This window comes from Euzebya tangerina (assembly GCF_003074135.1).
Lineage (GTDB): Bacteria > Actinomycetota > Nitriliruptoria > Euzebyales > Euzebyaceae > Euzebya > Euzebya tangerina.
The window spans coordinates 693,760-719,416 of record NZ_PPDK01000001.1; the positions used below are offsets into that span (position 1 = coordinate 693,760).

Sequence of the window (25,657 nt, forward strand, 5' to 3'; positions counted from 1 at the left end):
ACGACAGCCACCACCATGACCGCCACACCAATTCAGCCGGGCATCGCTCCGGCTCAACCGACGCCACGCCGAGCCGGCCGGCGTGGACGCCGATCTGACGGGCGAGCTGCCTCCGGCTTCCTCGCACCGGGCGGGCTGCTCCTCGGCCTCTTCGTCGTCGGACCGTTCATCGCCGCGATCGTGCTCTCACTCACGAACTGGCGACTGGTCAGTCCGCTCCCGACGCAGTGGGTGGGGCTCGAGAACTACCGCGCGATCATCGCCGACTCCCAGTTCTGGATCGCGATTCGCAACAACCTCACCTTCGCCGTCCTCGTCGTTCCGCTGCAGACCATCCTCGCCCTCGCCATGGCCGTGCTCGTCAACCGCCCGGTTCGGGGACGGGTGGTCATCCGCACCATCTACTTCCTCCCCGTCGTCACGGTGATGACCGCCGCGGCGGTCATCTGGCGGCTGCTGCTCACGCCGGACGGAGCGGTGAACAGCGTCCTGGGCACCATCACCTTCGGTGCGCTCGAACCGAACTGGCTGACGTCAACCACGGCGGCCATGCCCGCAGTCGTGCTCGTGTCGATCTGGCAGGGAGCTGGCTTTCAGATGGTGATCCTGCTGGCAGCCCTGCAGGGCGTGCCGAGTGACTTGTACGAGGCGGCATCGATCGACGGGGCGACCCGCTGGCAGACGTTTCGACACATCACCGTGCCCGGCATCCGCAACGCGCTGATCTTCGTCGTGACGGTCACGACGATCCTGGCCTTCCGGCTGTACGACCAGGTCGTCGTCTTGCCCACCCCAGCGGGCGGCCCGCGGGACGCCACCCGCACGATGATGCTCGAAATGGTCCAGACGGGATTCGGCCGGCAGTTGATCGGACGAGCGTCGGCGATTGCGGTGCTGTTCTTCGTCATCGTCCTGGCGCTCACCGCGCTGCAGCGCGCACTGTTCCGAGAGTCGCCATGAGGCGACGTGGATCGTTGGCCCTCTCCGCGGTCATGCTCGCGCTGGCCGCGTTTTCCCTATTCCCGCTCCTCATCGCGTTGGCCGGCGCGTTCAAGGACGACGCCTTCGTCTTCGCCGAGGCCGGATCACTCCGATCGGTGATACCCGAGCCGTTCGTCGGGCTCGAGAACTTCCGAGACGTCGAGCGACGGACCGACCTCTTCCGCCCCTTCGCCAACTCGGTGATCATCACGACGTCGATCGTCGTCGTCGGCGCCGTGGTGAACTCGCTGTTCGGCTATGCGCTCGCCCGACTTCGCTTCCGAGGCCGAACACTGCTCGTCGCGCTGATCGCCTCACTCATCATCATCCCGTTCGAGGCACTCGCCATCCCGCTGTTGCTGCTGTTCGCCGAGATCGACTGGCTTGACAGCTACCGAGTCCAGATCCTGCCCTTCATCGCGAACCCGTTCTTCATCTACCTCTTCTACACCTTCTTCCTCGACATGCCCGTCGAACTCGAGGAGGCCGCCAAGGTCGATGGCGCAGGACCAGTACGGGTCTTCGTGTCCGTGATCGCGCCGTTGGCGCGCCCCGCCTACGCAACAGCGGCGATCCTGACGTTCCTGTTCTCGTGGGGTCAGTTGCTGTGGCCCACGATCGTCACGAGGAGCGCCGAGGTACGTCCCCTGCCGCTCGGCCTCGCCGTCTTCCAGACCAGCCCTCCGGTCCAGTGGGGCGACATCATGGCCTTCGTCTCGTTGATGACGATCCCGACGGTCGTGATCTTCATCTCGTTCCAGCGACACTTCGTCGAGGGCATCGCATCCCAGGGCATCAAGGGATGACGCTGTTCCTGGACGACCGGTGGGTGTGGGACTTCTGGACCATCGAGCACGAGGACGTGCTCCACCTCTACTTCCTGCAGGCACCGCGGTCACTGCGCGACCCGGATCTCCGCCATCTCAACGCCACCGTCGGGCACGCCACCTCGACCAACCTCCTCGACTGGACTGTGCACGGTGACGCCCTCGCGCCGGGTGAGCCCGGACAGTGGGACGACACGGCGATCTGGACGGGAAGCGTCATCCAGGACCCGCACGGCTGGGCCATGCTGTACACCGGTGTGACCTTGCAGGCGGGGCGTCCGGTGGAGCGCATCGGCCTCGCCCGGTCGACCGACCTCCACCGCTGGACCAAGAGCCCGCTCAATCCCGTCATCGAGACCGACGACCGCTGGTACGAACCGCCGCTCAGCACGCGCTGGAATCATGGCTGGCGCGATCCCTTCGTGGTCGCCAGACCGCAGGGGTACGAGGTGCTCATCTGTGCTCGGACCGCTGACGGTCCGAGCGATCGACGGGGCGCAGTGGCCCGAGCGACCTCACCTGATCTCGAGCAGTGGGTGGTGCACGAGCCCGTGTTCGCACCAGGCTGCTTCGCCGAGATCGAGGTGCCGCAGACGGTCGTCATCGACGGCGTCCAGGTGCTGATCGCATCGACGCAGCGGACCCGGCCGACAGACGTCGTCTGGGACGCGGGTTTGGTCGGGACACGCTGCTTCGCCCGCCACGGCCGTGGGTGGGACGCGCACACCGGCGCGTGGCTCGTCGGCGACCGCGCGTGGACGAACTACGCGGCTCGGGTCGTGGAGGCGTTCGGGCGGTGGTGGCTGATGAGCACCATCGCCCACGATCGAGGAGGCTACGTCGGCGCCCTGTCCGATCCCACGCCCTTGGAGCGGCTGCCGGAGCTCGTCCGGCACCCGAAGCCGGGTCCGGTCGGTCGCAGCCGACCCGACCCGTCCGCGTGACGATCTCCCCGCACGCCCGATGGATGACCGAGATAAGACGAACCTTCACCCACGTTGACCACAGCTGTGGACAAGTCTGTGGATGAGTGGCCGTCGGTTGTTGAGCACTTCTGTGGTTCTGTTGACCGCCGGGGCTCCACCTGTGGGCCCGTCGACGCCTGGTGACGGATCGTGCGAAGTGCCGGGCCACCACTGGTGGATGTCACACCTGACTGGCAACCTGACCCGTCATGTCCTCACCTCCCGACTACGCCACGGCCGCTCCTCCCTCAAGCGGGAGCAGCGGTTCTGGCGGGTTCGAGCGGACCCCGCCGTACTCCCTCGAGGCTGAGATCAGCGTGCTCGGGAGCATGCTGCTGAGCGCGGACGCAATCGCCGAGGTGGCCGAGCTGGTCAGGCCCGAGGACTTCTACCGCGGGGCTCATCGGACCCTGTTCGAGGCCATGCGGGACCTCTACGACCGAGGCGAGCCGGTCGACACCGTAACCCTGGCCGACGAGTTGACGAGGCGAGGGAAGCTGGATGACATCGGGGGGGCGTTGGCCATCGCCGACATCTCCGCGCAGGTCCCCACACCCGCCAACGCCGTCTACTACGCCCACATCGTCAGCGACCGCGCGCTGAAGCGCCGGTTGATCGAGGCCGGCAGCTCGTTGACCCGGCTGGGCTTCGACCCGGAGACGAGCGGCGTGGATGCGGTGGATGCCGCCGAGGCCGAGGTCTTCGAACTGGCCAACAACCAGCGGGGCAACGACTTCGTCCCGATGCGTGAGCTGCTGCTGGAGGCCTTCGAGACCATCGAGAAGCTGCACGAATCCGACTCGACCATCACCGGACTGGAGACGGGCTTCACCGATCTGGACGAGTTGACCTCGGGACTGCAGCCCGGCCAGCTCATGGTGCTGGCGGCCCGACCCGCGATGGGGAAGTCCACGCTGGTCACCAACATCCTGTCCCACATCACCGCGGCGCAGCGCAAGCCGGCGATCATCTTCAGCCTCGAGATGAGCCAGATGGAGATCGTCAACCGCATGCTCTCGGCAGAGGCCAGGATCGACTCCGACCGGATGCGGACGGGGAAGCTGAAGGCGGAGGACTGGCCGAAGCTGTCCAAGGCCATGGGCAAGCTGGCCGAGGCCCCGCTGTTCATCGACGACACGCCCGGTGTGTCCATGATGGAGATCCGGTCGAAGTGCCGGCGCATCGCCCAGCGGCACGGGCTGTCGCTGGTCGTCGTCGACTACCTGCAGCTGATGGAATCCCACAAGACCAAGACCGACGGTCGGGTGCAGGAGGTGGCGGAGTTCAGTCGTGGCATGAAGGTCCTCGGCAAGGAACTCGGGTGCCCCGTCATCGCGTTGTCCCAACTCTCGCGCAAGCCGGAGGAGCGGCCCGACAAGCGCCCGCTGCTCTCCGACCTGCGTGAGTCCGGCGCGATCGAACAGGACGCCGACATCGTGGGGTTCATCTATCGCGACGAGGTCTACAACCCCGACACCGAGGCGAAGGGCGAGGCCGAGTTGATCATCGCCAAGCACCGTGCCGGCCGACTGGCCACGGTGAAGCTGTCCTTCCTCGGCCACCACTCACGGTTCGCCAACATGGCCCGGATGCCCAGCAGCTACGGCGGCGGCTCGGCCGCGGCACCGCCACCGGCAGCGGCACCAAGCGCGAGCGGATACGGGGCCGAACCGTCGGACGCGTTCTAGCCTCCTCGGCGCCGGTCGGCGTCGGCCCTACTCGGCCATCGCGGTGAGTCGGGCCACCTGGTCGTCGGACAGCTCAAGCTCGGCCGCACGGACGTTCTCCTCCAGATGCTCCGGCGAGGAGGTCCCGGGGATCGGCACCATCACCTCACTGATGTGCAGCAGCCAGGCCAGGGAAACCTGAGCGGCCGTTGCTCCGGTCTCCGCCGAGACCTCGGCCAGCGCGCCCGAACCTTCAGCCAGTTCAGCAGCGGCGATCGGGAACCACGGGATGAAGGCGATCCCCTCACGGTCGCAGTGATCGAGCAGCTCCTGTGACTGCCGCACCGTCAGGTTGTACAGGTTCTGCACCGAGACGATGTCGGTGGTCTCCTGTGCGGCGGTGAGGTCCTCCACGGAGACCTCGGACAGCCCGATCGAGCGGATCTTTCCCGCCTCCTTCAGCTCGGCGAGGCGACCGATCTGCTCAGCAGCCGGCACCGACGGGTCGATGCGGTGCAGCTGGTAGAGGTCGATCTGGTCGACGTCGAGTCGACGCAGGCTCATCTCGACGCACTGCTGCAGGTAGTCGGGGTGTCCGACCGGACGCCACTCGTTCGGACCCAGCCGTGTGAGGCCGCCCTTGGTCGCGATCAGGACGTCGTCGTAGGGGTGCAGCGCCTCGCGGATCAGGTCCTCACTCACGAACGGCCCGTAGGAGTCCGCGGTGTCGATGAAGGTGACGCCGAGGTCGACGGCGTCGCGCAGCACCTGGATGGCTCGATCGTGGTCTGCCGGCGGACCCCAGATCCCGTCTCCGGTGATGCGCATGGCCCCGAAGCCCATGCGGTTGATGGTGTGACCGTCGAGGTCCAAGGTGCCGGCGGCTGCTGCTGGTCGTTCGCTCATGGCCCATCGATGCCCGTCCGGCGCCGATGTCAATCCGGATGGGGCTCTGCCACGCCTCTCAGGCCACCTGCCTCCTCGGTGTCTGCGGAGGCGCGTCCGACGTTCAGTGCCGCGATCAGCTGGTCCACCACCGCCATGGCGAGCGGTTGCCGGGCGACCATGGGCAGCACCCGTAGTGGCCCCTGCTCGGCGCCGATCCGCATCATCTTGCGCGTGAGGGGGTCGGTCTCGTCCGGCAGCACCTGACGCTGCAGTGCCGTGAGCGTCCGGGCGAGCACTCGGCCCCGACGGGTCTGCTGGAGATCTGCCATGGTCGTATCCCGGGTGAAGGGGACGATCGGTCGAGGCGGCGGGACCGCGTGGCCGAGCAGCACGCCGAGCTCCTCGTCCGTGGCCACCGCTCCCAGCGGGCCAGGCACAGCCGTCACGACGTCGTCGCTCTCGATGTCGACCGTCACCACGCCGGCGATGTCCCGCGAGGAGGTCCCGATGCGGATCTCGAACCTTCCCGCCTCGACCAGCCAGTCCGCCGCTGCGACGTCATAGACGGCGAAGGCACGCCGGTCCAGCCGTACGGTCACCCGCCGCGACGTGCCGGGGTCAAGTGCCACGGCGACGAAGCCCTTCAGCTCCTGCTCGGGCCGGTGGACGGTGGACTCGACATCGTGGACGTAGACCTGAACGACCGCCGTCCCGGACCTCGACCCGGTGTTGGTGACCTCGACGCTGACGGTCAGGTCGGTGCCAACCCCCTCCACGGCCGGCGAGCCAAGCTCGACGGTGGTGTAGCCGAGGCCGTGGCCGAAGGGAAACCGCGGCTCGACGTCGAAGGTGTCGTGGAACCGGTAGCCGACGAACAGGGTCTCCCGGTGCACCACGCGTGTTGGGTGATCGGCGAAGTCGGCGTCGGCGGCCAGGTCGGCGACGGCGACCGGGATGGAGTGCGCCAGCCGGCCACGAGGCTCGACCTCGCCCAGCAGGACCTGCGCCAGCGCGGACCCACCGGCCTGACCGCCAAGCCAGGCCTCGATGACCGCCGCGGGCTCCTCCGCCCAGGGGATCTCCACCGGTGCGCCGTTCTGCAGGACGACGACCACCTGACTCGCGACCGCGCAGATCGTCCGCACCAGGTCGTCCATCGCCGGGGGCAGCCGGAGGGTGTCCCGGTCCCAGCCCTCGGACTCGATCAGAGCCGGTAGCCCCACGACCAGCACCACCACATCGCAGGCGGCGGCCAGTCGGACGGCTTCGCCGACATCCGCAGCCGACGACTCCCCGGTCTCGCCGTCGTACCCCGGGGCGAAGGGGACATCACGGCCCAGCCGCTGACCCAGCGCCCCCAGCAGGTCGTCGACCCGGGTCGGGTTGACGCGGGAGCTGCCGCCGCCCTGGTAGCGCGACTCGCGGGCGAACTGGCCGATCACGCCGATCGAGTGCTCGCTGGCCAGCGTCTCCGCCGCGAGGGGCAAGATTCCGTCGTTGGTGAGCAGCACGGTGCCCGCGGCGGCTGCGCGCCGGGCGAGGTCGTCGTGCTGGTCCATGACGTCGGTGCTGTCACCGGCGGCTCGAGGTGCGGACCTGACACCGCTGGCCATCCGCCCCTCGACGGCCCGTGCCGCCAGGGTGGCCAGGTTGCGGCACGCCCGATCAACCGCCTCCGACGGCAGCCGACCGCTGTGGATCGCGGCTCGGACCTCCCCGTCCCAGACGCCGGCTGAGCCGGGCATCTCGAGGTCCATCCCGGCGGCCACACTGGTCGTCCGGTCGGCGGTCGCGAACCAGTCGCTCATGACCACCCCATCGAAGCCCCACTCCTCGCGCAGGATGGACGTCAGCAACTGCGCGGACTCGCCCACGTGCTCGCCGTTCACCAGGTTGTAGGCCGACATGACCGTCCACGGCGCGGACTCGCGGATCACGATCTCGAAGGTGGCCAGGTACAGCTCGCGGAGGGTCCGCTGGTCGATGATGGCGTCGACCCGCATCCGGTAGAACTCCTGGTTGTTGGCCACGTAGTGCTTGGCACACGCCCCGACACCCTGCGATTGGATTCCGCGCACGGTCGCCGCCGCCATCTTGCCGGTCAGGAACGGGTCCTCCGAGAGGTACTCGAACGTCCGGCCACCGGCGGGGTGCCGAACCAGGTTCATCGCCGGCCCGAGGACGACGTCGACCTCGTGGTGTCGGGCTTCGATGCCGAGGGCGACGCCGATCTCCTCGGCCAGCTCGACGTCCCAGGTCGATGCCAGGGTGATCGCTGGTGGAAAGCACGTCGCGGGCCGCGCATCGCTCATGCCGAGGTGGTCGTCGGCCTCGACCTGCCGACGGATGCCGTGGGGACCGTCGGCAACCCGGATCGCCGGGATCCCGTCCACGGCCTCGGTGGTCCAGAACGTCGCGCCGGAGAGCAGCCGGATCTTGGTGTCGAGGTCCAGGCCGGCGACGACGTCGGCGGGCGATTCCTCGCTGGTCACACCCACACCATCACCTCGTCCAGCGGCTTGCGCGTGATGTCGGGCACCTCGGCGTCGGCAGCGGGATAGCCGACCGGCAGCACCAAGTAGGCCTGCTCGTGCTCGGGCCGCCCCAGGATCTCGGCGAGGAACCCCATCGGGCTGGGCGTGTGCGGCAGCGTGGCCAGCCCGATCTGGTGGAGAGCCGCGATGAAGAAGCCGGCGGCGATGCCGCAGGACTCCGTGCTGTAGTAGTTCTTGGACCTCCCCGTCGGTGTCGGGGTGTAGCGGTGTCGGAAGAGGACCACAAGGTACGGGGCATCGGTGAGGTGGTGCTTGACCGCGTCCGTGCCCAGCGGCGCGAGGGCCTCCAACCACTCCTCGGGAGCTCGCTCGTCGTAGAACGCCCGCTCCTCCTCTTCGGCCGCGGCACGGATGCGGCGTCGGACATTGAGGTCCTCGACGACCACGAACGTCCACGGCTGACGGTGGGCGCCAGAGGGAGCGCTGGACCCGATCTCGATGGCCCTCCGGATCAGCGCCGCCGGGACGGGATCCCCGGAGAAGTGCCGGACCGAGCGCCGCGCACGCATCTGTCGAGCGAGCTCCTCCGCGGTTGCCGCCATCGCCGCCGGCGACATGCGGACGAAGTCGAGCGGGCGCATCACGGGCTCGTGGCGTGGTGCCTGAGGAGATGGCAGCGGGGGATCAGCCATGCGTCGGATCGTAGGCGGAGCCCGGGTCCGGGCGGACCCGCAATCAGTTCTTACATCCGCGGTCATGGCTGAGGTGGTTCTGCAACTCAAGCGGCGTGGTCGGCGTCGGACGCTACATACCCACCACCCGCGTGACCGCACGAAAGGCCCTCCGATGACCCGCACCTCCACCGCAGACCGATCCCGCCGACGGACCCTCCACCCTCGACGCCTCCTCGCCATGGTCCTGGTCCTGCTCCTGCTGCTGGCCGCCTGCTCCGCGGGTGACGACGGTGACGCTGAGGCCAGCGACGACACCGCCGAGGCCGGTGATGCCACTGCAGCGGCCGAGTTCGGCGATGACGAGGCCTTCGACGAGGAAGCCATGGAGGAGGCGGAGGCGGACGAGGCCCTCGGCCTGGCCGAGAGCGACCCCGACGGCCGCGATGTGGCCCAAGCCGAGCCCGCCGCACCGGAGGCCGCAGAGGACGGCTCCGCAGCGCCACCGCCCACCACCGCCTCGACCGGCGAGCGGATCATCAAGGAGGGGACCGTCACCGTCCAGATCGAGCCGGGTGAGTTCGACACTGCCTTCGGGCAGATCGTCGCTCGCGCCCAAGCCCTCGGCGGCCACGTGTCCGGGACCTCCTCCTCGACCAACCCGGGGCCGGACGACACGACGTTGACCTCCGGACAGGTCACCATCCGTATCCCGGTCCAGAGCTTCGAGGACCTGCTGACCTCCCTGGGCGACGCCGGTGAGGTGGTCGATCGCAACATCACCAGCCAGGACGTGACCGCGGAGTTCACCGACCTCGAGTCACGTCGTCGCAACCTGCAGGCTCAGGAGCGCTTCTACCTGGGGCTGCTGGACCAGGCACAGGGCGTCGAGGACGCCATCGCGATCCAGCAGCAGCTGGACGGGATCCAGTCCCAGATCGAGCAGATCACCGGTCGGCTGAACCTGCTGGAGGATCGGTCGTCGTTCTCGACCCTGACCGTCCTGCTGCAGGAGCGTGGAGCCACGACCCCCGAGCCCGTCGACGAGGAGCCGGGTGGACTGGCCCCCTACATCGACCAGGCCATCGAGACGTTGATCGCCACGGTGGGCGGCCTGATCGTGGTGGCGACGTTCCTGAGCCCCTTCCTCGTGATCCTCGGCGTGGCCTACCTGATCTGGCGGACGGTCTTCCGCGGGCGTCGGACCATCGTCCCGCCCAGCCAGGTCACTGGCCCACAGGCTCCGCCTGCGGCGTCGGAGCCTCGAGAGCCGGTCGACGCGTAGCCCTCTCTCCAAGGCAAGGTTCCCCACCACCGCAAGTCCCTCCCCGGTGGGGAACCTGACCTCACCGTGGGGAACCTGACCTCACCGTGGGGAACCTGACCTCACCGTGGGGAACCTGACCTCACCGTGGGGAACCTGACCTCACCGTGGGGAACCTCACCCTCCAGGCCGACGCACCGAGCAACCCAACCCTCCCCGCTACTGTGGGACCATGACCCCGGAGACCTGGGCCGACGTCGGCAACTGGCTGCTCCTCGCCGTGGGGGCGGCCATGTTCTTCGGGACCGGCTTCGCGGTCCTGTCGTTCCGACGCAATGGCGTGTTCCCTGGCCAGGAACTGGACGACGACGGCCTGCCAACCCATGAGCCGGCCCTCAGAACCGCCTACGTCAAGATCGTCCTGGGACTGGTCCTCGGGGTGTGGGGCCTCGCCGGCCTGACCGCCGGCACCGTCATCGGCCTGTCGTAGGCAGTCCGAGGCCTACCCCGCCACCTCGGCGGGGAGCGGGAACCAGCGCAGGCTCTCGAAGTCCTCGCTGACCTCTGGCCAACCCGGGTCGACCGCTGGTCGACGACGGTGCAGCAGCTCGTGGGCCGCTGCCAGGTGCTCTGACAGCGACACCTCGTCCCGACCTCGGGCGGGCCGCGTCTGGGTGAAGCCGTCCTGTCCGATGACCAGATCCGCCAGCCGCTCGATGCCGGCCTCCGTCGCCTCGCGATGCTGCCACCGACCAGTCCGCGCGTCGAAGCGGTAGTCCGCCAGCAGTTCGATGCCGTGACCCGCCACCAGTTCAACGGCAGACAGGATGTAGCCGAACTCCTCCTCATCGATGAAGTAGTTGAAGTTGACCCGCACCCAGCCCGGCTTGATGCCCTCACAGCCCGTGCCGATCTCACGCTCCAGGGCACGGGAGGCGTCCACGTCGATGCCGAGCAGTCGGTGCCCGTACGGACCAGCACAGGAGCACCCGCCACGGGACTGGATGCCGAACAGATCGTTCAGCAGGGCCACGACGAAGTTGTGGTGCAGGTACCGGCCAGGGCGGTCATGGGCCACCACGAACGAGACGATCGAGAGGCGCTCGCGCTCGAGCGATCCGAGGATCTCGATCTTCGGGTGCACCCTCCACCGGTCGATGGCCCGGGTGATGAAGGCGTCCTCACGACGACGGATCTCGTCGGCCCCGACGGAGTCCTTCAACGCGAACACCAGACCAGCGCGGATCGAGCCGACGATGTCGGGAGTCCCGCCCTCCTCCCGGTGTTCGATGTCGTCGAGGTAGTGGTGCTCGGTCGGGTTGACGTACCACACCGTGCCCCCACCGGGCACGCTGGGCACCCGGTTGGTGAACAGGTCCTTGCGGGCCACGAGGAGCCCGGGCGTCCCCGGCCCGCCGACCATCTTGTGCGGGCTGAGCACCACGGCGTCGAAGTAATGATCGGGGTCGCTGCCCTGGTCCTTCCCTCCCTCAGGCGCGACGTCGATCTCGACGTAGGGGGCCGCGGCTGCGTAGTCCCAGATCGCCAGGGCGCCGTGCTCGTGGAGGAGACAGCTGACGGCCGTGGTGTCGGTGATGATGCCCGTCACGTTCGAGGCGGCCGAGAAGGAGCCGATCAGCAGGGGACGGTCGGCGTGCGCCACGAGCTTGGCCTCGAGATCGGCCAGGTCGATCCCGCCATCCAGGTCCTCGTGGATGGTGACCACGTCGGCGATGGTCTCCCGCCAGGCGAGGTCGTTGGAGTGGTGCTCGTACGGCCCGATGAAGACGACCGGGCGATCGGTGGGCTCGAGCGTGACGTGGTCACTCAGGCGCTCGGGGACCCGCAACCCGAGCACGTGGACCAGCCGGTCGATGGCGCCGGTCGAGCCCGAGCCGCAGAAGAGCACGGCGTACTCGTCGTCCGCCCCCACGCAGGACCGGATGATCTCCCGTGCGTCCTCTCGGAAGCGTGTCGTCTGCAGACCGGTGCCGGAGGACTCGGTGTGGGTGTTGGCGTAGGTCGGCAGGACGTGATCGCGGATCGCGTCCTCCACGAAGTCCAGGGCACGACCCGAAGCCGTGTAGTCCGCGTAGACCACCGGGCGGGTTCCGTAGGGCCCGTGCATCGTCTGCCGGGACCCGATGACACCATCCCGAATGCGGTCGACCAGAGCCTGCACGTCGGTGCTCATGATCGGATCGTATCGCCGACTGCGGGCCGGTCCTCCTTGCGGCTAGCTCATGACCGGCTGGTGGCTTCGCTTCCGGGCGTATATGGCCTGATCGGCCCGTTCAAGCGCGGCGCTCAACTCCTCGTCGTCGGACAGCATCAAACGGCCCACCGACACCCCGACGGTGATGGTGTGCACGGCGGAGGAGCCCTCAATCGGCCCTGCGACCACTTCGGCAGTCGGGTTGCCATGCCGCTATTCCGGCCGGTGGCTCTCTAAACCACTACGGCGCGCAAGGTAGCGTTCGAGGCGATGGGCGGATGTGTTCAACTCAATCGACGGGTGACAGCCCGTGTCGGCTGAGCCCCTCGACCTCGGTATCCCTGGACTGACGGACGCGGTGCTCGTTGGGAGTGGAGGCCACGCAACCGTCTACCGCGCCAGGCAACCAGCCTTCGGCAGGGTCGTCGCCGTCAAGGTGATCACGGCTGCGCATAGTGATCCGCAGGTCCGACAGCGCTTCGAACGCGAGTGTCGTGCCATGGGCCAACTCTCGGAACATCCCGCAATCGTGACCGTCTACGACGCCGGTTCAACGGAGAGCGGCCATCCCTATCTGACCATGGCCTATGTTCCCGGGGGGTCGCTCCAGGACGACCTTGATCAGGGAGCCACGTGGCCTTGGTCCAAGGTGCTTGCGCTGGGCGTGAGGATGAGCGGTGCTCTGGAAGCGGCGCACCAGGCGGGAGTTCTGCATCGTGACATCAAGCCCGCCAACATCCTGAGTTCGAAGTACGGGCCGCAGTTGGCCGACTTCGGCATCGCACGGGTGGCCGGCGGGCACGAGACCGGTACCGGCATCGTGACGGCGACTATTGCGCATGCTCCTCCCGAGATCCTCGACGGTGTGAGACCGTCGGCTGCGTCGGACATCTACTCACTGGGATCGACGCTATATGCCATGTTGGCTGGTCGGCCCCCGTTCATGGCTGATCGTGAGGAAGAGTCTGTGCTTCCGATGATCGTGCGGATTCACGCTGATCAGCCGCCTGACCTACGGCAGATCGGTGTTCCGGACGCGGTTGCCGACGTGATGGAAGGCTGTCTTTCGAAGAGTGCGGAGGCACGCCCGCAGCGTGCAGTTGAACTTGGCCGGGAACTGCAGGCTCTACAGCGACAGATGAGTGTGGAGGTGACTCCTCTGCACGCTCCCGACGACGAACTGACCACCGTTAAGGTTGAGGTCGCGCCGCCGAGGGAGCCACGACCGAGGCCGGATTCGCCAGTCACTCGCCGACGCGATCTGAAGCTCTCAGCGCTCGCGGTCGGCCTCGTCGCGTTACTGGCAAGCGGGTGGTGGTGGTCCACGACGCTTGACCGCCAGGCCGATGACAGTACGGCTGCGGAAACGACGCCTAACGAGGGCGCCGAGGAATCGCTGCAGCCAAGCTCCGATCCGGCACAGATCACTAACTCCCCACCCCCCGATGAGCAAATCCCTACCCCGTCAGCCGTGGCGTCCGCATCCGCGGCTCCGCCCGACGTACTGAGCAGCATCGACGTCGGCACGGCAGCCTTCTCGATCCTCAGCGATCCCATCTTCGATCTCTGGGCCCCCGCTTCCGGCCCGGCTGCTCTGGTTCGCATTGACCCCTCAAGCGGTCAAGCCACCGGTCAGGTCCCGCTCGGCGGAGTGCCCGAGACACCAGTTCGTGCCGGTGCCTCTAACCAGTTGTGGGTGACGCTGATCAGCAGCAACCAAGTGGTGCAAATCGATCCTGTTGCCGAGGTGGTAACCGCAACCGTCGAGGTCGGAGCCAACCCTTTCATCCCTGCCGTCACTGACGACGCCCTGTGGGTTCCCAACCGCGACGACGGAACGCTCTCGCGGATCGACATCAGCAGCCGACGGGTGACCGACACGGTGTCGGTCGGGGAGAATCCCAGGACTCCCACCATCGTCGGAGGTGCCGCCTGGGTCAGCAACGGCGATGATGGAACGCTTTCCCGGGTTGATCTGGACCGGCGTGAGGTGACTGACACGGTGCCGATTGGGGGGTCTCCATCCGCACCGGTGTTCTTCGACGGCACACTATGGCTAGCTACCTCCGAGCCTAGTCGTGTTGTGCAGGTCGACCCGGCGAGCGCACAGATCCTACGAGACATCACGGTAAGCAACGGCGCACAACAGCCCGTCGTTGGCGGCGGCGCTCTATGGGTGGCCAATCGAGATGCGGGTGCGCTCACACAGATCCGTCCCGATCAGGCAATCGTGGAGGCGACGTTCGACATCGGTGGGCGCCCGATGACACCCGCGGTCATCGATGGGGCGCTGTGGGTGCCTGACCGGGTGAACTCGACGGTAAGCAGATTCGATCTCGAGCAGATGAGGGTGACAGGTGTCGTGGAGGACCTAGGCCGACCTGACACCCCTGTCGCTGGGCCCGGAGGCGTTTGGGTGACTGACATCGAGAACGGTCGTGTCGTTCTAATCAGCACTCGGTGATACGTAGGCGCCTTGCGGCGCACCGCGCTACTGGAAGACGGGCTGGCGGCTTCGCTTGCGCGCGTACATGGCCTGATCGGCCCGCTCGAGCGCGTCGCTCAACGCCTCGCCGTCGGCGACCATCGCCCGGCCGACGGAGACGCCCACGTTGATGGTGTGCCCGGCGGACGTGCCATCGATCGGCTCGGCCACCACCTCGGCCAGTCGGGTTGCCATCGCGCTGGCCGCCTCGGGGTCGACCCCCGCCAGTACGACCACGAACTCGTCGCCACCGGTGCGGGCCACGGCGTCCTCAGGTCGGACGGCGCTCTTCAGCCGGTCAGCGACCTGGCACAGCAACTCGTCCCCGACGGCGTGACCGTAGGCGTCGTTCACCGGCTTGAAGCCATCCAGGTCGAGGGTGAGCACAGCCAGGTCGTCGACGGCGCGCAGGGGCTCGGTGTGCTTGTCGAGGCCGGCCCGGTTCAGCAGGCCGGTGAGGGGGTCTTGGTGGGCCGCGTCGATCAGGTCCGAGGTACTGCGGTTCAGCTCGCCCACCGCCAGGCGCAGCCGTTGGCCGAGCCCCCCGGCCGATCCGTCGGACAGGACCGGCGCCGTCAGGTCTCCCTCCGCCAGGGCGTGGAGTTGGTCGTCGACCAGCTGCAGGCTGGTGCGGATCTCGTCCATCGCCCCGGCGATGCGCCCGATCTCGTCATCGGTGCCGATCGCGGCGGCCTCGAGGGAGAAGTCGCCCTCAGCGATCTGTGTGGCGGATTCGACCAGGGTGTCGACCCGTCGCGTGAGTCGGCGTAGGACGGAGATGGTGGCGGTGATGACTGCGATGACGACGGAGATCAACGCGCCGAGGCTGATGAGGCCCGTTCGCTGCGCCTGGTCCGCCCGGCTGGCGGCATCGGCGTACAGGTCGTCGGTGATCTGATCCGCCAGCAGCGATACGTCGGCCCGGTAGGCGTCACTCAGCCGCAGGAGGTCAGCGACGCCCGCTTCGTCGAGGTCGAAGGGTCGTTGGCCACTGTGCTGTGCGTCACGCAGGACCTGACGCCACGGACCGGCCGGGTCCTCGCCGGGTGCCGGCGGACGCTGGCCTTCCTCGATCCCACCGTTGATCCAGATCCTCGCCTCGGCCAGCTTCTCACGGGTCGCGTTGTTCGGACCCAGCAGCTGACGGGGCGCCTGTGGCCCCGGTGCCCCCGGCGGAGCCGCCTGCGCGAACGCTCCCACGTGCAGCCGCCACATCGCGTCGGCAGTCTCGTGCCCGGCGAGGACGACGGCGTTCTGGGCAGCGGCCAAGCCCAGCCAGCGGCTGTCCAGCCCGGCGACGCGGGAGGCGCGCGCGGCGGTCGTGGCAAAGGCCAACTCGCCGTGCAGCCGCCCGAGGGCCTCGCTTCCGGCTCGGAGGTCCTGGTCTGCGATCGCCTGTCGGACCGCGATCAAGCGGTCGTACAACTCCGTCACTGCGCGTTGCTCGTCGACCGTCAGGTCGGCTGCCTCGATGGTGGCCATCGAGGCGTCGCTCTGCTCGGCCAGATGCGCGAAGGTGAGTCCAACCTCGTCGGGGACGGGGCCGCCGCCCGGGTTGTCGATTCGCAGACGATAGAGCCAGCTCTCGGCGCGAAGGGCGGCCTCGATGTCGGTCAGGACCGCCAGGTCGTCGAGGTGCTCGACCTCAGCAGTGGCCACACGGGCGTCGGCTTGGGCACGGAGGGCCAGAGCGGCGAGGGCGATCACCGCGACGAGCAGCGGGACGCCGGCGAGGATCAGCAGCTTCGCGCGCAGGGAGAGGGAGGTCATGGGGGTGTCTTCGACCCCTCCCGTGCAAGATTGAGAACTACTACTCTTGGTCGAGACGGCTCACGGAACGTGGTGCGGCATGGCCGGTCAGCCAAGCGTCGACGTGCCGGTCCACCAACTCATCCGTGACCGTTGCCAACGCGAGCGCGGTCACCGCGAACAGCGGCCCCATCAGCTGCATGGTGGCGATCTCGATGTCGAGGTCGTCGCGCAGCCATCCCTGTGCGATGCCGTCCCGGAGCAGCGGCGTGACCGGAGAGTCGCCCAGCGACACGATGTGTTGGCGGGCGACGGCGAGATCCGGATCGCGGCTGGCCCGATTGGCCAGCTTGATCAGATCGGGCAGCGCCTGCTGGGAGCAGAGCGCCGCCCCGACCGCTTTCAAGAAGGCGCGGAGGTCAGCGATGGCATCGTCGGTCCGTTGGACCGGAACGGTCGGCGGGACGCTGGCTGCCAACGCGCTCGCGATCAGATCGTCGCGGTCGGAGAAGTGTCGATAGACCGTCGCCCGACTGACGGCCGAGATCTCCGCGACCCGGCTGTGCGTGACCGCTTCGATGCCGCCGTCCGCCAGCAGCCGCAGCACTGCAGCGTGAACCTCCTCGAGGGTCCGCTGCACCCGCGGGTCGGTCTCGGCCTCCCGCGACTCCTCCAGGTCCGTCACTCGGCCAGCACAGCAGTGGAGTCGTCGGGGTGGCGGTCGTGCGCGTCACCCTCGACGGCGTGGAGGTGTCCGCCGCGCCGTCGACCGTAGAGCACCAGCAGCGGCGGGAGGACCGACAGCGCTGACAGGAGGGCCAGTCCCACGGCGTACACGGTGACGATGCCCATGCGTTGGAACGGGACGATCGAGGCGAAGATCAGCGAGGTGAAGCCCAGCACCGTGGTGAAGGCGGACCCGGCCAGGGCTGCGCCGGTGTGGGTCAGCGAGTCTCGCAGGGCCGTCGGCACGTCACCGCCGGCCTCCTCCAGATCGGTCACGAAGCGCTCGCCCAAGTGGATCGAGAAGTCGATCCCGACCCCGATCACCAGGGCCGAGATGATGGCGGTGATCGGGTCGAAGGGGATGCCGGTGAGGTACATGAGGCCGAACACCCAGAGCACCACCACACCGACGGGGAGGGTGATGATCACGCCGAGCAGTGGCTGCCGGTTTCGCACCGCGTAGACGCCGATCAGCAGCAGCAGCACGGCCCCGAGCGTCGTCAGCAGACCGGTGATCTGGGAGGATGAGAGGCCGTCGATGACACCGTCGGTGATGATCTCGTCGGAGGTGACGGTCGTCGCAAGGCCCAGGTCCTGAATGGGCTGAAGTGCCTCGTCCATGGACGCCTGCAAGGTGGCGGCCCCGACCTCCTCGGACTGGGTGCGGACCGAGAGCCGGGCGGCCGGCGCGTCATAGGCACCAGCCTCGGGGTCGATCTCCGCCGCGAGGTCCGAACTACCGCCCACGTCGACGACGCCCTCGACGTCCACGAGGTCGGTGCGGAGCTGATCGACCACCTGGACGAACGCCTCGTCGTTCACGGCGTCCCCCTCGACCAGGACCTGTGTGGTCTCGGCCAGGCCACCTCCGAAGTCGCGCTCGAGTACACCGACCGCCTCGACCAGCGGGGAATCCTGTGGCAGGAACGCGGTCACGTCGAACTCGACGTCCAGTTGCGTGAGCGACCAGGCTCCGCCGGCCGAGAGGACCAGGACCACGCCGAGGACGACGTAGGGGGCCTTGAGCGCCGGGGTCAGCGCGAACAGGGCAGCGCGGGCGAACGGTGAGCGCTCAGAGGTCGCGACCTCATGGCGGGGCACCGTGGGCGCATCACGTCGCTCACGGATGCGGTCCAGCAGCAGACGACCGGCGGGCAGCACGGTCAGGGTGAGCAGGAAGATCACGACGATGCCGGCGGCCGCCAGAACACCAAGGTCCTGGATCGCCGGGATGGGAGAGACCAGGTTGGTCAGGAACCCGATGGCGGTGGTCACCATCGACAGCAGCAGCGCCACGCCGATGGTGGGCCCGAGCTTGGCGACGGCCTCGCGAGGGGTGGGGCTGGCTGACCGGTTCAGCTCCTCCCGGTAGCGCGATTGGACGTAGATGGTGTAGCTCACGCCCAGGGCCAGCAGCAGGATCGGCACGATCTGCGTGGGCGGCGTCGCCTGGCCGATCAGGCCCAGGTAGTTCGGTCCGAGGAGCACGGCGATGCCCTGGAGCCAGGTGATGCCGATCATGACCGACACCAGCGCCAAGGCCATGTCGGCAAGCGACCGCCGGACGGCACCCAACAGTCCCAGGTTCTGACCACGACTGGCCCGCAACACGAAGGCCAGGACGATCAGGATCACCAGCGCGGCGATGCCGAAGAGACGACCGACCTCCGCCTGGAAGTCCTCACCGGGGTCAGCGACGAGGAGGAAGGAGAACGGTAGAGCGTCCAGGGGCGGGGCTTCGGCCTCCAGGGTGTCGGCGAACTCGCCCTGGGCCGTGGCCAGGGCGGCTTCGTCGGCGAAGGCGGTGTCGTCCAGGGTCAGGAGAACCAGGCCGGACGGCGCCTGCGTGGGGTCCTCACCGGCGGACAGCTGTGCCGCGAAGCCCAGTCCGCCGCCGCCCTGCCCGGGGGCGCCGCCGCCGGGGGGCGCCTGGCCCTGAGGGGCTGCCTGGTCAGGGGCTGCCTGGTCAGGCGCTGCCTGATCGGGCGCCTGGGCCTCTTCGCCCGGGCCGGGCGTCTGACCGTCGGCTGCCTGACCCTGTCCCTGTTGGCCCTGCGGTGCCGTGCCCGGCGGAGGCGCCTGCCCTGGTGGCGGGCCGCTGAGTGCCAGCTCCTGCAACTGGTCGACCTGGGCGTCATCGCCAGCCGCCAGATCGATCCCCTGCTGGGCAGCGGCCGCGATGGCCGGCGTCAGGTAGCCGATGGCGGCGCCCGGCGCCCCCTCGGGGGTGAGCAACGCGTCGCCGAAGACGTCCTGGGCGACCCGTTCGATCGTCAGCTGGGTGGCTGCACCATCGGCGGAGATCACGTCCTCGCCCGTGACGACCACCTGCAACGTCGTCGTCCCGGCGTCGTCGAAGCGCTCGGCGAGCTCCTCCGCGGCGAGCACCTCGTCGTTGGTGGGCGAGAAGGCGGAGGAGTCGTTGGACAGCTCCTGCTGCGGCGCAAACGAGGCCAGGAGCGCGGTCAACAGGACGACCAGGATGATGGTGATGCCGGGTCTGGCGGCCACGGCGGTGGTGATGGGTCGAAGCAGGGCTTGCACGGGGATCTCCTCGGCAGGGTCACAGTGAGACTGACCGTCTCAATGAGACGATGTGTCGCATAGTGCCACGCCGACGGGTGCCGTGCACCCCCGAGTCTCCGGGGACGTCAGACGGAGGGCAGCGCGGGCGGGATGTCGAAGGGGCTGAGTGGCTCGTTGCCGTCCTCGGTGATCAGGAACATCTTCTCCAGACGGACGCCCCCGACGTCGTCACGGTAGCCGCCAGGCTCGACCAGGACGACCATGCCCGCCTGGAGGACGGCGTGCTCCCCGGGGATGATGCGCGGCCACTCGTGGACCGAGGTGCCGATGCTGTGGCCGATGTGGACCGGGTTGGCAAACCCGGCGTCGGTGATGATCGAGCGGATCGAGGCGTCGAAGTCGTGGGCGGTCACGCCGGGCCGCAGTGTCTCCAGGACCTGCTCCCAGGCGTGGTGGACGAGCCGGTAGAGATCGGCCAGCGCAGGCGTCGGCTCCCCGATGCAGGTCGTGGTGCAGGAGTCGCCCCAGTACCCGTCGACGCGGGGAGCCAGATCCGCGATGATCGCATCCCCCGGTCCCATCTCGCGCGTGCCGGGCCAGCCGCCGACCGCCGCGGTCCGGGCCTGTCCGGAGACCAGGTCGCCGGTGACAGCGCAGCGCTGGCCAGCGGCATCCTCCATCGCCGCACGCACGTCGTGGAAGAGCTCGAGCTCCGTCCGCCCCTCGTGCCCACCTGCGCGGACGACGGCGTGGCCGGCGGCCGTGACCTCGGCACAACGGCGCAGGGCGGCAACCTCCGCCTCGGTCTTTATGGCTCGCTGTCGGTTCAGCGCCTGGGTCAGCGTCCGTGTCGCGGTGGCACGCTCCTCCACAGCGCGGGTCACGGCTGTCAGGACCTGTGCCCCTTCGACGGCGACGACCCCGCCGACGTCCAATTGGTCGAACAGCTGGGCGACGCTGGCCGCGTACTTCTCGCCCAGCGGGCGATGATCGGTGAAGCCCAGACACTCGTAGCTGACGATCACCCCGTCCGACGTGCCGACCGCCGACGCCTGCGCGACCGGCACCTCGAGCTCGTGGCAGACCAGCCCCACCGTGCCATCTCGGCTGATGACACCGGTCGTGGGCCCCCCGTCCCAGGGAGAGGGTCCGGCCTCGACCGCTGCGATGTGCTGCAGCCCGTACGCGACGGCCTCCTGCGAGGTCAGCACCGCCCAGTCCGCCTCGAGCTCGTCCAGGACCGCCTGGACCCGTCTGGTTCGTTCGTCCGTCATCGCACGTTCCCTTCAGGCGTGGGCTGGCCCCGGTGGGGGAAGCCCCGCCAGATCGTCGGTCAGTTCCAGGGTGAGGTCGTAGGAGACCGACTCGTCCGGCTCCAGCGTCCGCAGCCGGCCGCTCTGCCGCGCCGTCGCTCGGCCCTCCGGCCCGTTGGTCGATGGCTCCAACCCCAGCACGTAGGTGCCGTCGGCCAGCATCCGCCACACGAACACATCGGGGAGCACCGCCGTGTCGAACCGCTCCACGAACGCCAGGCCGAGCCGGTCGTTGGCCAGGGCCACCACGGCCCGCTCGCCGTCGAACCGCAGCTGGGTGACCTCCTCGACGGCTCCCCGCTTCGGCTGGCCCATGCGGTCGAAGCCACGCACCGTGTGGTCGCCACGTGGGATGGCCTCGACGGCGGTGGTCACCAGTCGAGCCCCTTCGTCGAGGAGGGGCCAGCCGACGTTGACGTGGTACAGCAGCATGTGCGGTGTCGGCACGTGCCCGCCATTGGTCACGACGTCGCGGAGGGTGATGATCGGCCGCCGGAGGTCCATCTCAACGCGTCGTCGCAGCGTGAGCACCTCGGCGAAGACGCCCGCCTGCCGCACCAGCCCCTCCGCCCAGAGCGTGCCGGCATCATGGTCGACGCCGTAGCCGAGCAGCCGCGCCGGCTCGCCACTCAGCCGACCGTGCAGCGGGAAGGCCGACGTCGTCTTGGGCGGGTACGCCAGGTAGCGGGTCTCGTCCTCCTCGGGGAACATGGTGTGGTCCAGCCCCGCGGTGGCCAGCAACCCGCCGCCGAAGGAGCGGAGCCACCCCAGGTGCTCCGCTGTGGCCAGGCCGGGTGCGCGAGTGCCCACAGGGGAGATCCAGCTGATCGGCATCCCACCGAGCCGGCAGGCCCCCAGGTCGAACCCACGATCGACCACGACGTCCAGCGTCAGCCCGGAGGGGCTCGCGAACTCGAGCAGTCGAGTGCCGCGGCCGGCACCATCGGACAACTCCACCAGCCGCACGTCGGCGACCTGGCTGCCCCGGCCGACCCGCTGCCGCCAGGCCACGGGATCCGGCGGCAACCACTCAGTGCGTGACCCAGCCACCGTCGATCCCGATCGTCTGGCCGGTGATGAAGGATGCGGCGTCGCTGGCGAGGAAGCCGACCAGGTTGCCGATGTCCTCGGGTGTCCCGCGTCGCTTGAGCGCCTGTTGGTCCAGGACCCACTGGTTGTACCCCGCCGGGTCGGGGTGGATCGCTTCGGCCGCAGTCGGGAAGGCGCCGGGTGAGATGGCGTTGACGGTGATCCCGTCCGGCCCGACCTCTCGGGCCAACGTCCGCGTGAAGCCGATGATACCGCCCTTGGATGCGACGTAGTCCAGCAGTTCGGCGAACCCCACGAAGAAGGTCAGGGACGCCACGTTGACGATGCGTCCGGCCGCGGACTCCTGCAGTTGCGGGTGCAGGGCCCTGGCGCAGAGGAAGTAGCCGCGCAGGTTCACCTCGAGCGTCCGGTCCCACTCCTCCGGGGTGATCTCCGTCCACGGTCGCGAGGCGTAGACCGCCGCGTTGTTGATCAGGATGTCGGCGCCGCCGAGATCGTCTGCTGCCTCGGCCAGTCGGCCCACGGCATCGAGGTCGCGCTGGTCGCACTCGACGCCCACCGCGTGGCCGCCGGTCCTGGTGAGACTCGTGACGAGCGCCTCCAGCCCGTCGGTGTCCACATCCGCGCAGATGACCGTGGCGCCGTCGGCGGCCAGCCGCCCGACGATGCCGTGCCCAAGCCCACCCGCGGCGCCGGTGACCACCGCGGTGCGACCGTCCAGAGGTCCGCTCATGGGTCGAGGGTCCTGGTCTGGTCGGCCGAGGTCGGCGCGGGTGCGCCGTAGGCCAGGAAGCCGCCGTCCACCGCCAGGGTTGTTCCGGTGACGTAGCTGGCGTCGCGTGAGAGCAGGAAGGCGATCGCGGCCGCGATCTCAGCGGGAGCGCCGACCCGCCGTGCCGGGATCCGGTCCAGCAGCCCGTCTTCGTCGATGAGCCCCATCTGGATGGCGTTGGCGACCATCGGTGTGCCGATGTAGCCGGGTTCGACGGCGTTCACGCGCACGCCGCGGGCCGCCCACTCCGTCGCCAGGGCGCGGGTCAGGCCCACGACGCCGGTCTTGGTGGCGCAGTACGGGGTCCGGCCGGGCATCCCGCGCTCGGAGTTTGAGGAGGCGAGGTTGACGATCGCGCCGCGTCCGGCCGCGAGCATGCGCGATCCCACGACCTGGCAGCACTCGAAGACGCCGGTGAGGTTGACCGCCACGACCTCGGCCCAGCGGGCGGGGTCCAGCGACTCGCTGGCGCCGATGCGCTGGATGCCGGCGTTGTTGACCAGGTCGGTGATGGGGCCCAGGGTGCGTTCGGTCTCCTGGACGCCGGCCTCGATGGTGGTGCGGTCGGTGACGTCGACGTGGACGGCGAGCGCCGGTCCGGGGAGGGTTGCGGTCAACGCCTCGGCCTGCTCGGTGTCGACGTCGGCCACGGCCACGGCCACGCCGTCGGCGGCCAGCCGCTTTGCCGTCGCGGCCCCGATGCCCTGGGCAGCGCCGGTGATCAGGGCCACCCGGCTCACGGCGCGACCTCGGCCAGTGCCTGCGCCCACACGTCGTCGTCGACGCGGACGTAGTGGACCTTCTCGTGTGCTTCCAGGGTCGGGGCCCCTCTCCCGGGGACGGTGTCCAGGACCAGGGCCGCCGGGCTCGCGACCGATCGGGCCGTCGCGAATGCGGCCCGCAGTGCGTCGTGGTCGTGCCCGTCCAGGCGCTGGACGTGCAGCCCGAAGGCGGTGAGCTTGTCGACCACCGGCTCGAGTCCCATGACGTCATCGATCGCCCCGTCGGCCTGCTCGCCGTTGTAGTCCACGAAGAACGTCAGGTTGGCCAGCTGGTGGTGGGCGGCTGCCATGAAGGCCTCCCACACCGCGCCCTCGTCCAGTTCGCCGTCGGAGAGCTGGCAGATCACGTGCACGTCACGACCGGCAGAGCGCTCGCCGAGGGCGATCCCGACGGCCTGGGAGGGCCCCTGTCCCAGCGAGCCACCGGTCACCTCGAAGCCCGGGGCGTCCTCCAGTGGCGACTCCTCGATGGCCGACCCGTCTGCTCCGTAGGTCGCCAGTTGCTCGTCGTCGTAGACCCCGAGGGCGCCCAGGGTGGCGTAGAGGGCGATGGCGCTGTGCCCGGTCGAGAGTACGAAGCGGTCAGTCGGCTGCCCGTCCGCGCCGTGTCGCAGGACATCGGCGAAGACCACGGCCATCACGTCGGCGAGTTGCAGGCCCTGCCCGGCGTAGCCCTGCCCTCGCCGCCGACACATGTGCACGACGTTGTGTCGGATCCTCCGGGCCAGGTCGTGGCTGTGGCCACTCCAGGCGACGATCGGCTGCGGAGCCGCCTGTGCCGGATGCCCGGCGGGCGCGATGGCCCTCCGCCCTCGGATCACCTCGGCGATGGCAGTCGGCGACAGACCTGCCTGGTCACGGACGTAGTCGGGGGTCCCGTAGGCCTGCCAGGCGTCGGACAGACCAAGCCGGGTGACGGGCACGCCGACGCCGTGGTCGGCCAGGGCGAGCGCCACGGCGGCGCCAAGCCCGGCATGGCGCACGTGGTTCTCGACGGTGATCACCCGTCTGCGAGACCGGGCCAGATCGGCCACCACCTGGGCTGGGAAGGGCTTGAGCGAGGCCACGTGGAGATGGGCAGCAGCGGCGCCCAACTCGCGCGCCTCACGCACCCAAGTGGTCGCCAGACCGGTCGAGACGACGGCCACGTCGTGGGCGCCGTCGGCCAGCACGCGGTGGCTGGGCAGCTCAGGGGTCGGGTCGTCGAAGAGCAGCGGGACCTGACCACGCATCGCCCGGATGTAGGTCAACCCACCGCGGTCCAGGGCGGTGTCGAGGGCCTGCCGCAGCTCGGTTGCATCGGCGGGGTCGAGCACGCGCATGCCGGGCACCGCACGCATCAACGCCGCGTCCTCGATGGCCTGGTGCGTGCCCCGGAACCGGCTGGTGACACCGGGCAGGAATCCGACGATCACGGCGTTGCTCGGGCCGGTGGCCAACGACATCGAGATCTGATCGTAGGCCCGGCGGGTCAGGAAGACCCCGAAGCCGACCACCACCGGCCGCCATCCGGCCTTGGCCAGGCCGCCCGCGATGCCGATCAGATTCTGCTCGGCCATGCCGACCTGGATGAACCGGTCACCGAACGACTGGGCGAAGGGGAGGACGTCGGTCCACTTCGACAGGTCGGCACTGAGCACCACGAGGTCGTCATGGCGCCGGCCTGCTGCGACCAGCGCCTCGGCGAACGGTGCCGTGACGGTCCGGTGCGTTCCGGCGATGGTCTCAGCCAGCATCGGGCGCTCCCGGTCCCGGCAGTGGCTCGGATGCCCAGTAGCGGGAGCGGAGGTGATGGGCGACACCCGGGGAGTTGACGGCAAACAGGTCGAAGGTGCCCTCGTAGTCCTCCGGCAGGTGGAAGCCGTGTGGCGTGCCGGCGGGTACGTGGAAGAGGTCGAGCGGGCCGGCGTCGTGGACGGTGTCACCGATCGTGACCTGCGCCTCGCCGGCGATGACCAGGTACAACTCATCGCCGTAGCCATGGACGTGGGTGGGCCAGGCGGCCCCAGCCCCGGCTCGGATCAGCACCCAGTCCATGCGCCGCTCCGGCCACAGCAGCAGGTTGATGGGCATGGCGCACGTCGCCGCGGGGAAGTCGGCCCGGACGGCCTCGTCGTACACGTTGGCCTTCAACGAGATGTCGCCCCGAAGTTGGGCGAGGTGCTCGTCCAGTTCGGCGACCGCGCCAGCTCCGTCGCCGCTGAGGCGATCGAATCCATGGCGGTCGTAGAAGGTGCGGTCGTGGGGGATGGTCATGGGGGCTCCGGGTCTGTCGAGTCGT

21 protein-coding genes are annotated in these 25,657 nt (G+C 69.0%); 7 read left to right on the forward strand and 14 right to left on the reverse strand.

Annotated features, from left to right (window positions below):
- Positions 1-15: 15 nt before the first annotated feature.
- The 4 genes from C1746_RS03270 (at position 16) to dnaB (ending at position 4,461) form a co-directional block, all read left to right on the forward strand.
- Positions 16-960, forward strand: a complete 945-nt coding sequence (locus tag C1746_RS03270) for a carbohydrate ABC transporter permease (protein WP_116713263.1) — start codon at positions 16-18, stop codon at positions 958-960.
- On the forward strand, positions 957-1,787 hold the full coding sequence (locus tag C1746_RS03275; protein WP_116713264.1) for a carbohydrate ABC transporter permease: 831 nt from the start codon (positions 957-959) through the stop codon (positions 1,785-1,787). The genes C1746_RS03270 and C1746_RS03275 overlap by 4 nt, the downstream gene beginning before the upstream one ends.
- Positions 1,784-2,752, forward strand: coding sequence for a glycoside hydrolase family protein (locus C1746_RS03280; RefSeq protein ID WP_116713265.1), 969 nt, complete (start codon positions 1,784-1,786; stop codon positions 2,750-2,752). The genes C1746_RS03275 and C1746_RS03280 overlap by 4 nt, the downstream gene beginning before the upstream one ends.
- 230 nt (positions 2,753-2,982) lie before the next feature.
- On the forward strand, positions 2,983-4,461 hold the full coding sequence (dnaB, locus tag C1746_RS03285) for a replicative DNA helicase (protein ID WP_116713266.1): 1,479 nt from the start codon (positions 2,983-2,985) through the stop codon (positions 4,459-4,461).
- 27 nt (positions 4,462-4,488) lie between these two features.
- Here the strand turns inward: dnaB and C1746_RS03290 are convergent, their stop codons facing one another.
- From C1746_RS03290 to C1746_RS03300, 3 genes are read right to left on the reverse strand one after another with little or no spacing between them, the layout of a single operon-like run.
- Positions 4,489-5,346, reverse strand: coding sequence for an aldo/keto reductase (locus C1746_RS03290; RefSeq protein WP_116713267.1), 858 nt, complete (start codon positions 5,344-5,346; stop codon positions 4,489-4,491).
- A gap of 29 nt (positions 5,347-5,375) precedes the next feature.
- On the reverse strand, positions 5,376-7,820 hold the full coding sequence (locus C1746_RS03295; protein ID WP_205711675.1) for a glycoside hydrolase family 3 C-terminal domain-containing protein: 2,445 nt from the start codon (positions 7,818-7,820) through the stop codon (positions 5,376-5,378).
- On the reverse strand, positions 7,817-8,515 hold the full coding sequence (locus tag C1746_RS03300; protein ID WP_116713269.1) for a nitroreductase family protein: 699 nt from the start codon (positions 8,513-8,515) through the stop codon (positions 7,817-7,819). Before C1746_RS03300 ends, C1746_RS03295 begins: the two co-directional genes overlap by 4 nt.
- Positions 8,516-8,669: 154 nt before the next feature.
- Between C1746_RS03300 and C1746_RS03305 the strand changes: the two genes are divergently transcribed.
- Positions 8,670-9,779, forward strand: a complete 1,110-nt coding sequence (locus C1746_RS03305; RefSeq protein ID WP_162867325.1) for a DUF4349 domain-containing protein — start codon at positions 8,670-8,672, stop codon at positions 9,777-9,779.
- A gap of 211 nt (positions 9,780-9,990) precedes the next feature.
- Entirely contained in the window at positions 9,991-10,248 is a 258-nt protein-coding gene (locus tag C1746_RS03310; RefSeq protein ID WP_116713271.1) for a hypothetical protein, read from the forward strand.
- Positions 10,249-10,260: 12 nt separating this feature from the next.
- Here C1746_RS03310 and C1746_RS03315 read toward each other — a convergent pair whose 3' ends face one another.
- Both C1746_RS03315 and C1746_RS22910 read right to left on the reverse strand, forming a co-directional pair.
- Positions 10,261-11,952, reverse strand: a complete 1,692-nt coding sequence (locus C1746_RS03315; RefSeq protein ID WP_116713272.1) for an aminotransferase class V-fold PLP-dependent enzyme — start codon at positions 11,950-11,952, stop codon at positions 10,261-10,263.
- A 42-nt stretch (positions 11,953-11,994) separates the two neighbouring features.
- The gene (locus C1746_RS22910) at positions 11,995-12,129 is read right to left on the reverse strand and encodes a hypothetical protein (RefSeq protein WP_276309948.1); all 135 of its coding nucleotides are present in this window, start codon (positions 12,127-12,129) and stop codon (positions 11,995-11,997) included.
- A 154-nt stretch (positions 12,130-12,283) separates the two neighbouring features.
- Here C1746_RS22910 and C1746_RS03320 point away from each other — a divergent pair, with 154 nt between their 5' ends.
- Positions 12,284-14,437, forward strand: a complete 2,154-nt coding sequence (locus tag C1746_RS03320; protein ID WP_116713273.1) for a serine/threonine-protein kinase — start codon at positions 12,284-12,286, stop codon at positions 14,435-14,437.
- Between the two features lie 27 nt (positions 14,438-14,464).
- On the opposite strand, the gene C1746_RS03325 is transcribed toward C1746_RS03320, so the two are convergent.
- The 9 genes from C1746_RS03325 to C1746_RS03365 all read right to left on the reverse strand — a co-directional run bounded on the left by C1746_RS03325 (position 14,465) and on the right by C1746_RS03365 (position 25,632).
- Positions 14,465-16,228, reverse strand: coding sequence for a GGDEF domain-containing protein (locus tag C1746_RS03325; protein WP_116713274.1), 1,764 nt, complete (start codon positions 16,226-16,228; stop codon positions 14,465-14,467).
- A 40-nt stretch (positions 16,229-16,268) separates the two neighbouring features.
- Complete coding sequence (locus C1746_RS03330; protein ID WP_116713275.1) at positions 16,269-16,892, reverse strand: TetR/AcrR family transcriptional regulator; 624 nt, start codon at positions 16,890-16,892, stop codon at positions 16,269-16,271.
- Positions 16,889-19,477 carry an efflux RND transporter permease subunit gene (locus tag C1746_RS03335; RefSeq protein ID WP_116713276.1) on the reverse strand — a complete coding sequence of 863 codons (2,589 nt, stop codon included), beginning with the start codon at positions 19,475-19,477 and terminating at the stop codon, positions 16,889-16,891. The genes C1746_RS03330 and C1746_RS03335 overlap by 4 nt, the downstream gene beginning before the upstream one ends.
- Before the next feature lie 107 nt (positions 19,478-19,584).
- A complete protein-coding gene (locus tag C1746_RS03340; RefSeq protein WP_116713277.1) occupies positions 19,585-20,733 on the reverse strand; it encodes a M24 family metallopeptidase in 1,149 nt (382 codons plus the stop codon).
- Positions 20,734-20,745: 12 nt separating this feature from the next.
- Positions 20,746-21,822: a DUF4432 family protein gene (locus C1746_RS03345; protein ID WP_116713278.1), complete on the reverse strand. Its 1,077-nt coding sequence runs from the start codon at positions 21,820-21,822 to the stop codon at positions 20,746-20,748.
- On the reverse strand, positions 21,803-22,555 hold the full coding sequence (locus C1746_RS03350) for an SDR family NAD(P)-dependent oxidoreductase (RefSeq protein ID WP_116713279.1): 753 nt from the start codon (positions 22,553-22,555) through the stop codon (positions 21,803-21,805). Before C1746_RS03350 ends, C1746_RS03345 begins: the two co-directional genes overlap by 20 nt.
- Entirely contained in the window at positions 22,552-23,334 is a 783-nt protein-coding gene (locus tag C1746_RS03355; RefSeq protein ID WP_205711676.1) for an SDR family NAD(P)-dependent oxidoreductase, read from the reverse strand. Before C1746_RS03355 ends, C1746_RS03350 begins: the two co-directional genes overlap by 4 nt.
- On the reverse strand, positions 23,331-25,112 hold the full coding sequence (locus C1746_RS03360; RefSeq protein WP_116713281.1) for a transketolase C-terminal domain-containing protein: 1,782 nt from the start codon (positions 25,110-25,112) through the stop codon (positions 23,331-23,333). Before C1746_RS03360 ends, C1746_RS03355 begins: the two co-directional genes overlap by 4 nt.
- Positions 25,102-25,632 carry a cupin domain-containing protein gene (locus tag C1746_RS03365; protein WP_116713282.1) on the reverse strand — a complete coding sequence of 177 codons (531 nt, stop codon included), beginning with the start codon at positions 25,630-25,632 and terminating at the stop codon, positions 25,102-25,104. Before C1746_RS03365 ends, C1746_RS03360 begins: the two co-directional genes overlap by 11 nt.
- Positions 25,633-25,657 lie beyond the last annotated feature (25 nt).

Bases quoted from the DNA above. Each gene is read 5' to 3' on its own strand.
- C1746_RS03325 (WP_116713274.1), bottom strand. From the start codon at position 16,228: ATGACCTCCCTCTCCCTGCGCGCGAAGCTGCTGATCCTCGCCGGCGTC.
- C1746_RS03350 (WP_116713279.1), bottom strand. From the start codon at position 22,555: ATGAGCGGACCTCTGGACGGTCGCACCGCGGTGGTCACCGGCGCCGCG.
- C1746_RS03290 (WP_116713267.1), bottom strand. From the start codon at position 5,346: ATGAGCGAACGACCAGCAGCAGCCGCCGGCACCTTGGACCTCGACGGT.
- C1746_RS03340 (WP_116713277.1), bottom strand. From the start codon at position 20,733: ATGACGGACGAACGAACCAGACGGGTCCAGGCGGTCCTGGACGAGCTC.
- C1746_RS03300 (WP_116713269.1), bottom strand. From the start codon at position 8,515: ATGGCTGATCCCCCGCTGCCATCTCCTCAGGCACCACGCCACGAGCCC.
- C1746_RS03365 (WP_116713282.1), bottom strand. From the start codon at position 25,632: ATGACCATCCCCCACGACCGCACCTTCTACGACCGCCATGGATTCGAT.
- C1746_RS03315 (WP_116713272.1), bottom strand. From the start codon at position 11,952: ATGAGCACCGACGTGCAGGCTCTGGTCGACCGCATTCGGGATGGTGTC.
- C1746_RS03280 (WP_116713265.1), top strand. From the start codon at position 1,784: ATGACGCTGTTCCTGGACGACCGGTGGGTGTGGGACTTCTGGACCATC.
- dnaB (WP_116713266.1), top strand. From the start codon at position 2,983: ATGTCCTCACCTCCCGACTACGCCACGGCCGCTCCTCCCTCAAGCGGG.
- C1746_RS03270 (WP_116713263.1), top strand. From the start codon at position 16: ATGACCGCCACACCAATTCAGCCGGGCATCGCTCCGGCTCAACCGACG.
- C1746_RS03305 (WP_162867325.1), top strand. From the start codon at position 8,670: ATGACCCGCACCTCCACCGCAGACCGATCCCGCCGACGGACCCTCCAC.
- C1746_RS03275 (WP_116713264.1), top strand. From the start codon at position 957: ATGAGGCGACGTGGATCGTTGGCCCTCTCCGCGGTCATGCTCGCGCTG.
- C1746_RS03360 (WP_116713281.1), bottom strand. From the start codon at position 25,112: ATGCTGGCTGAGACCATCGCCGGAACGCACCGGACCGTCACGGCACCG.
- C1746_RS03310 (WP_116713271.1), top strand. From the start codon at position 9,991: ATGACCCCGGAGACCTGGGCCGACGTCGGCAACTGGCTGCTCCTCGCC.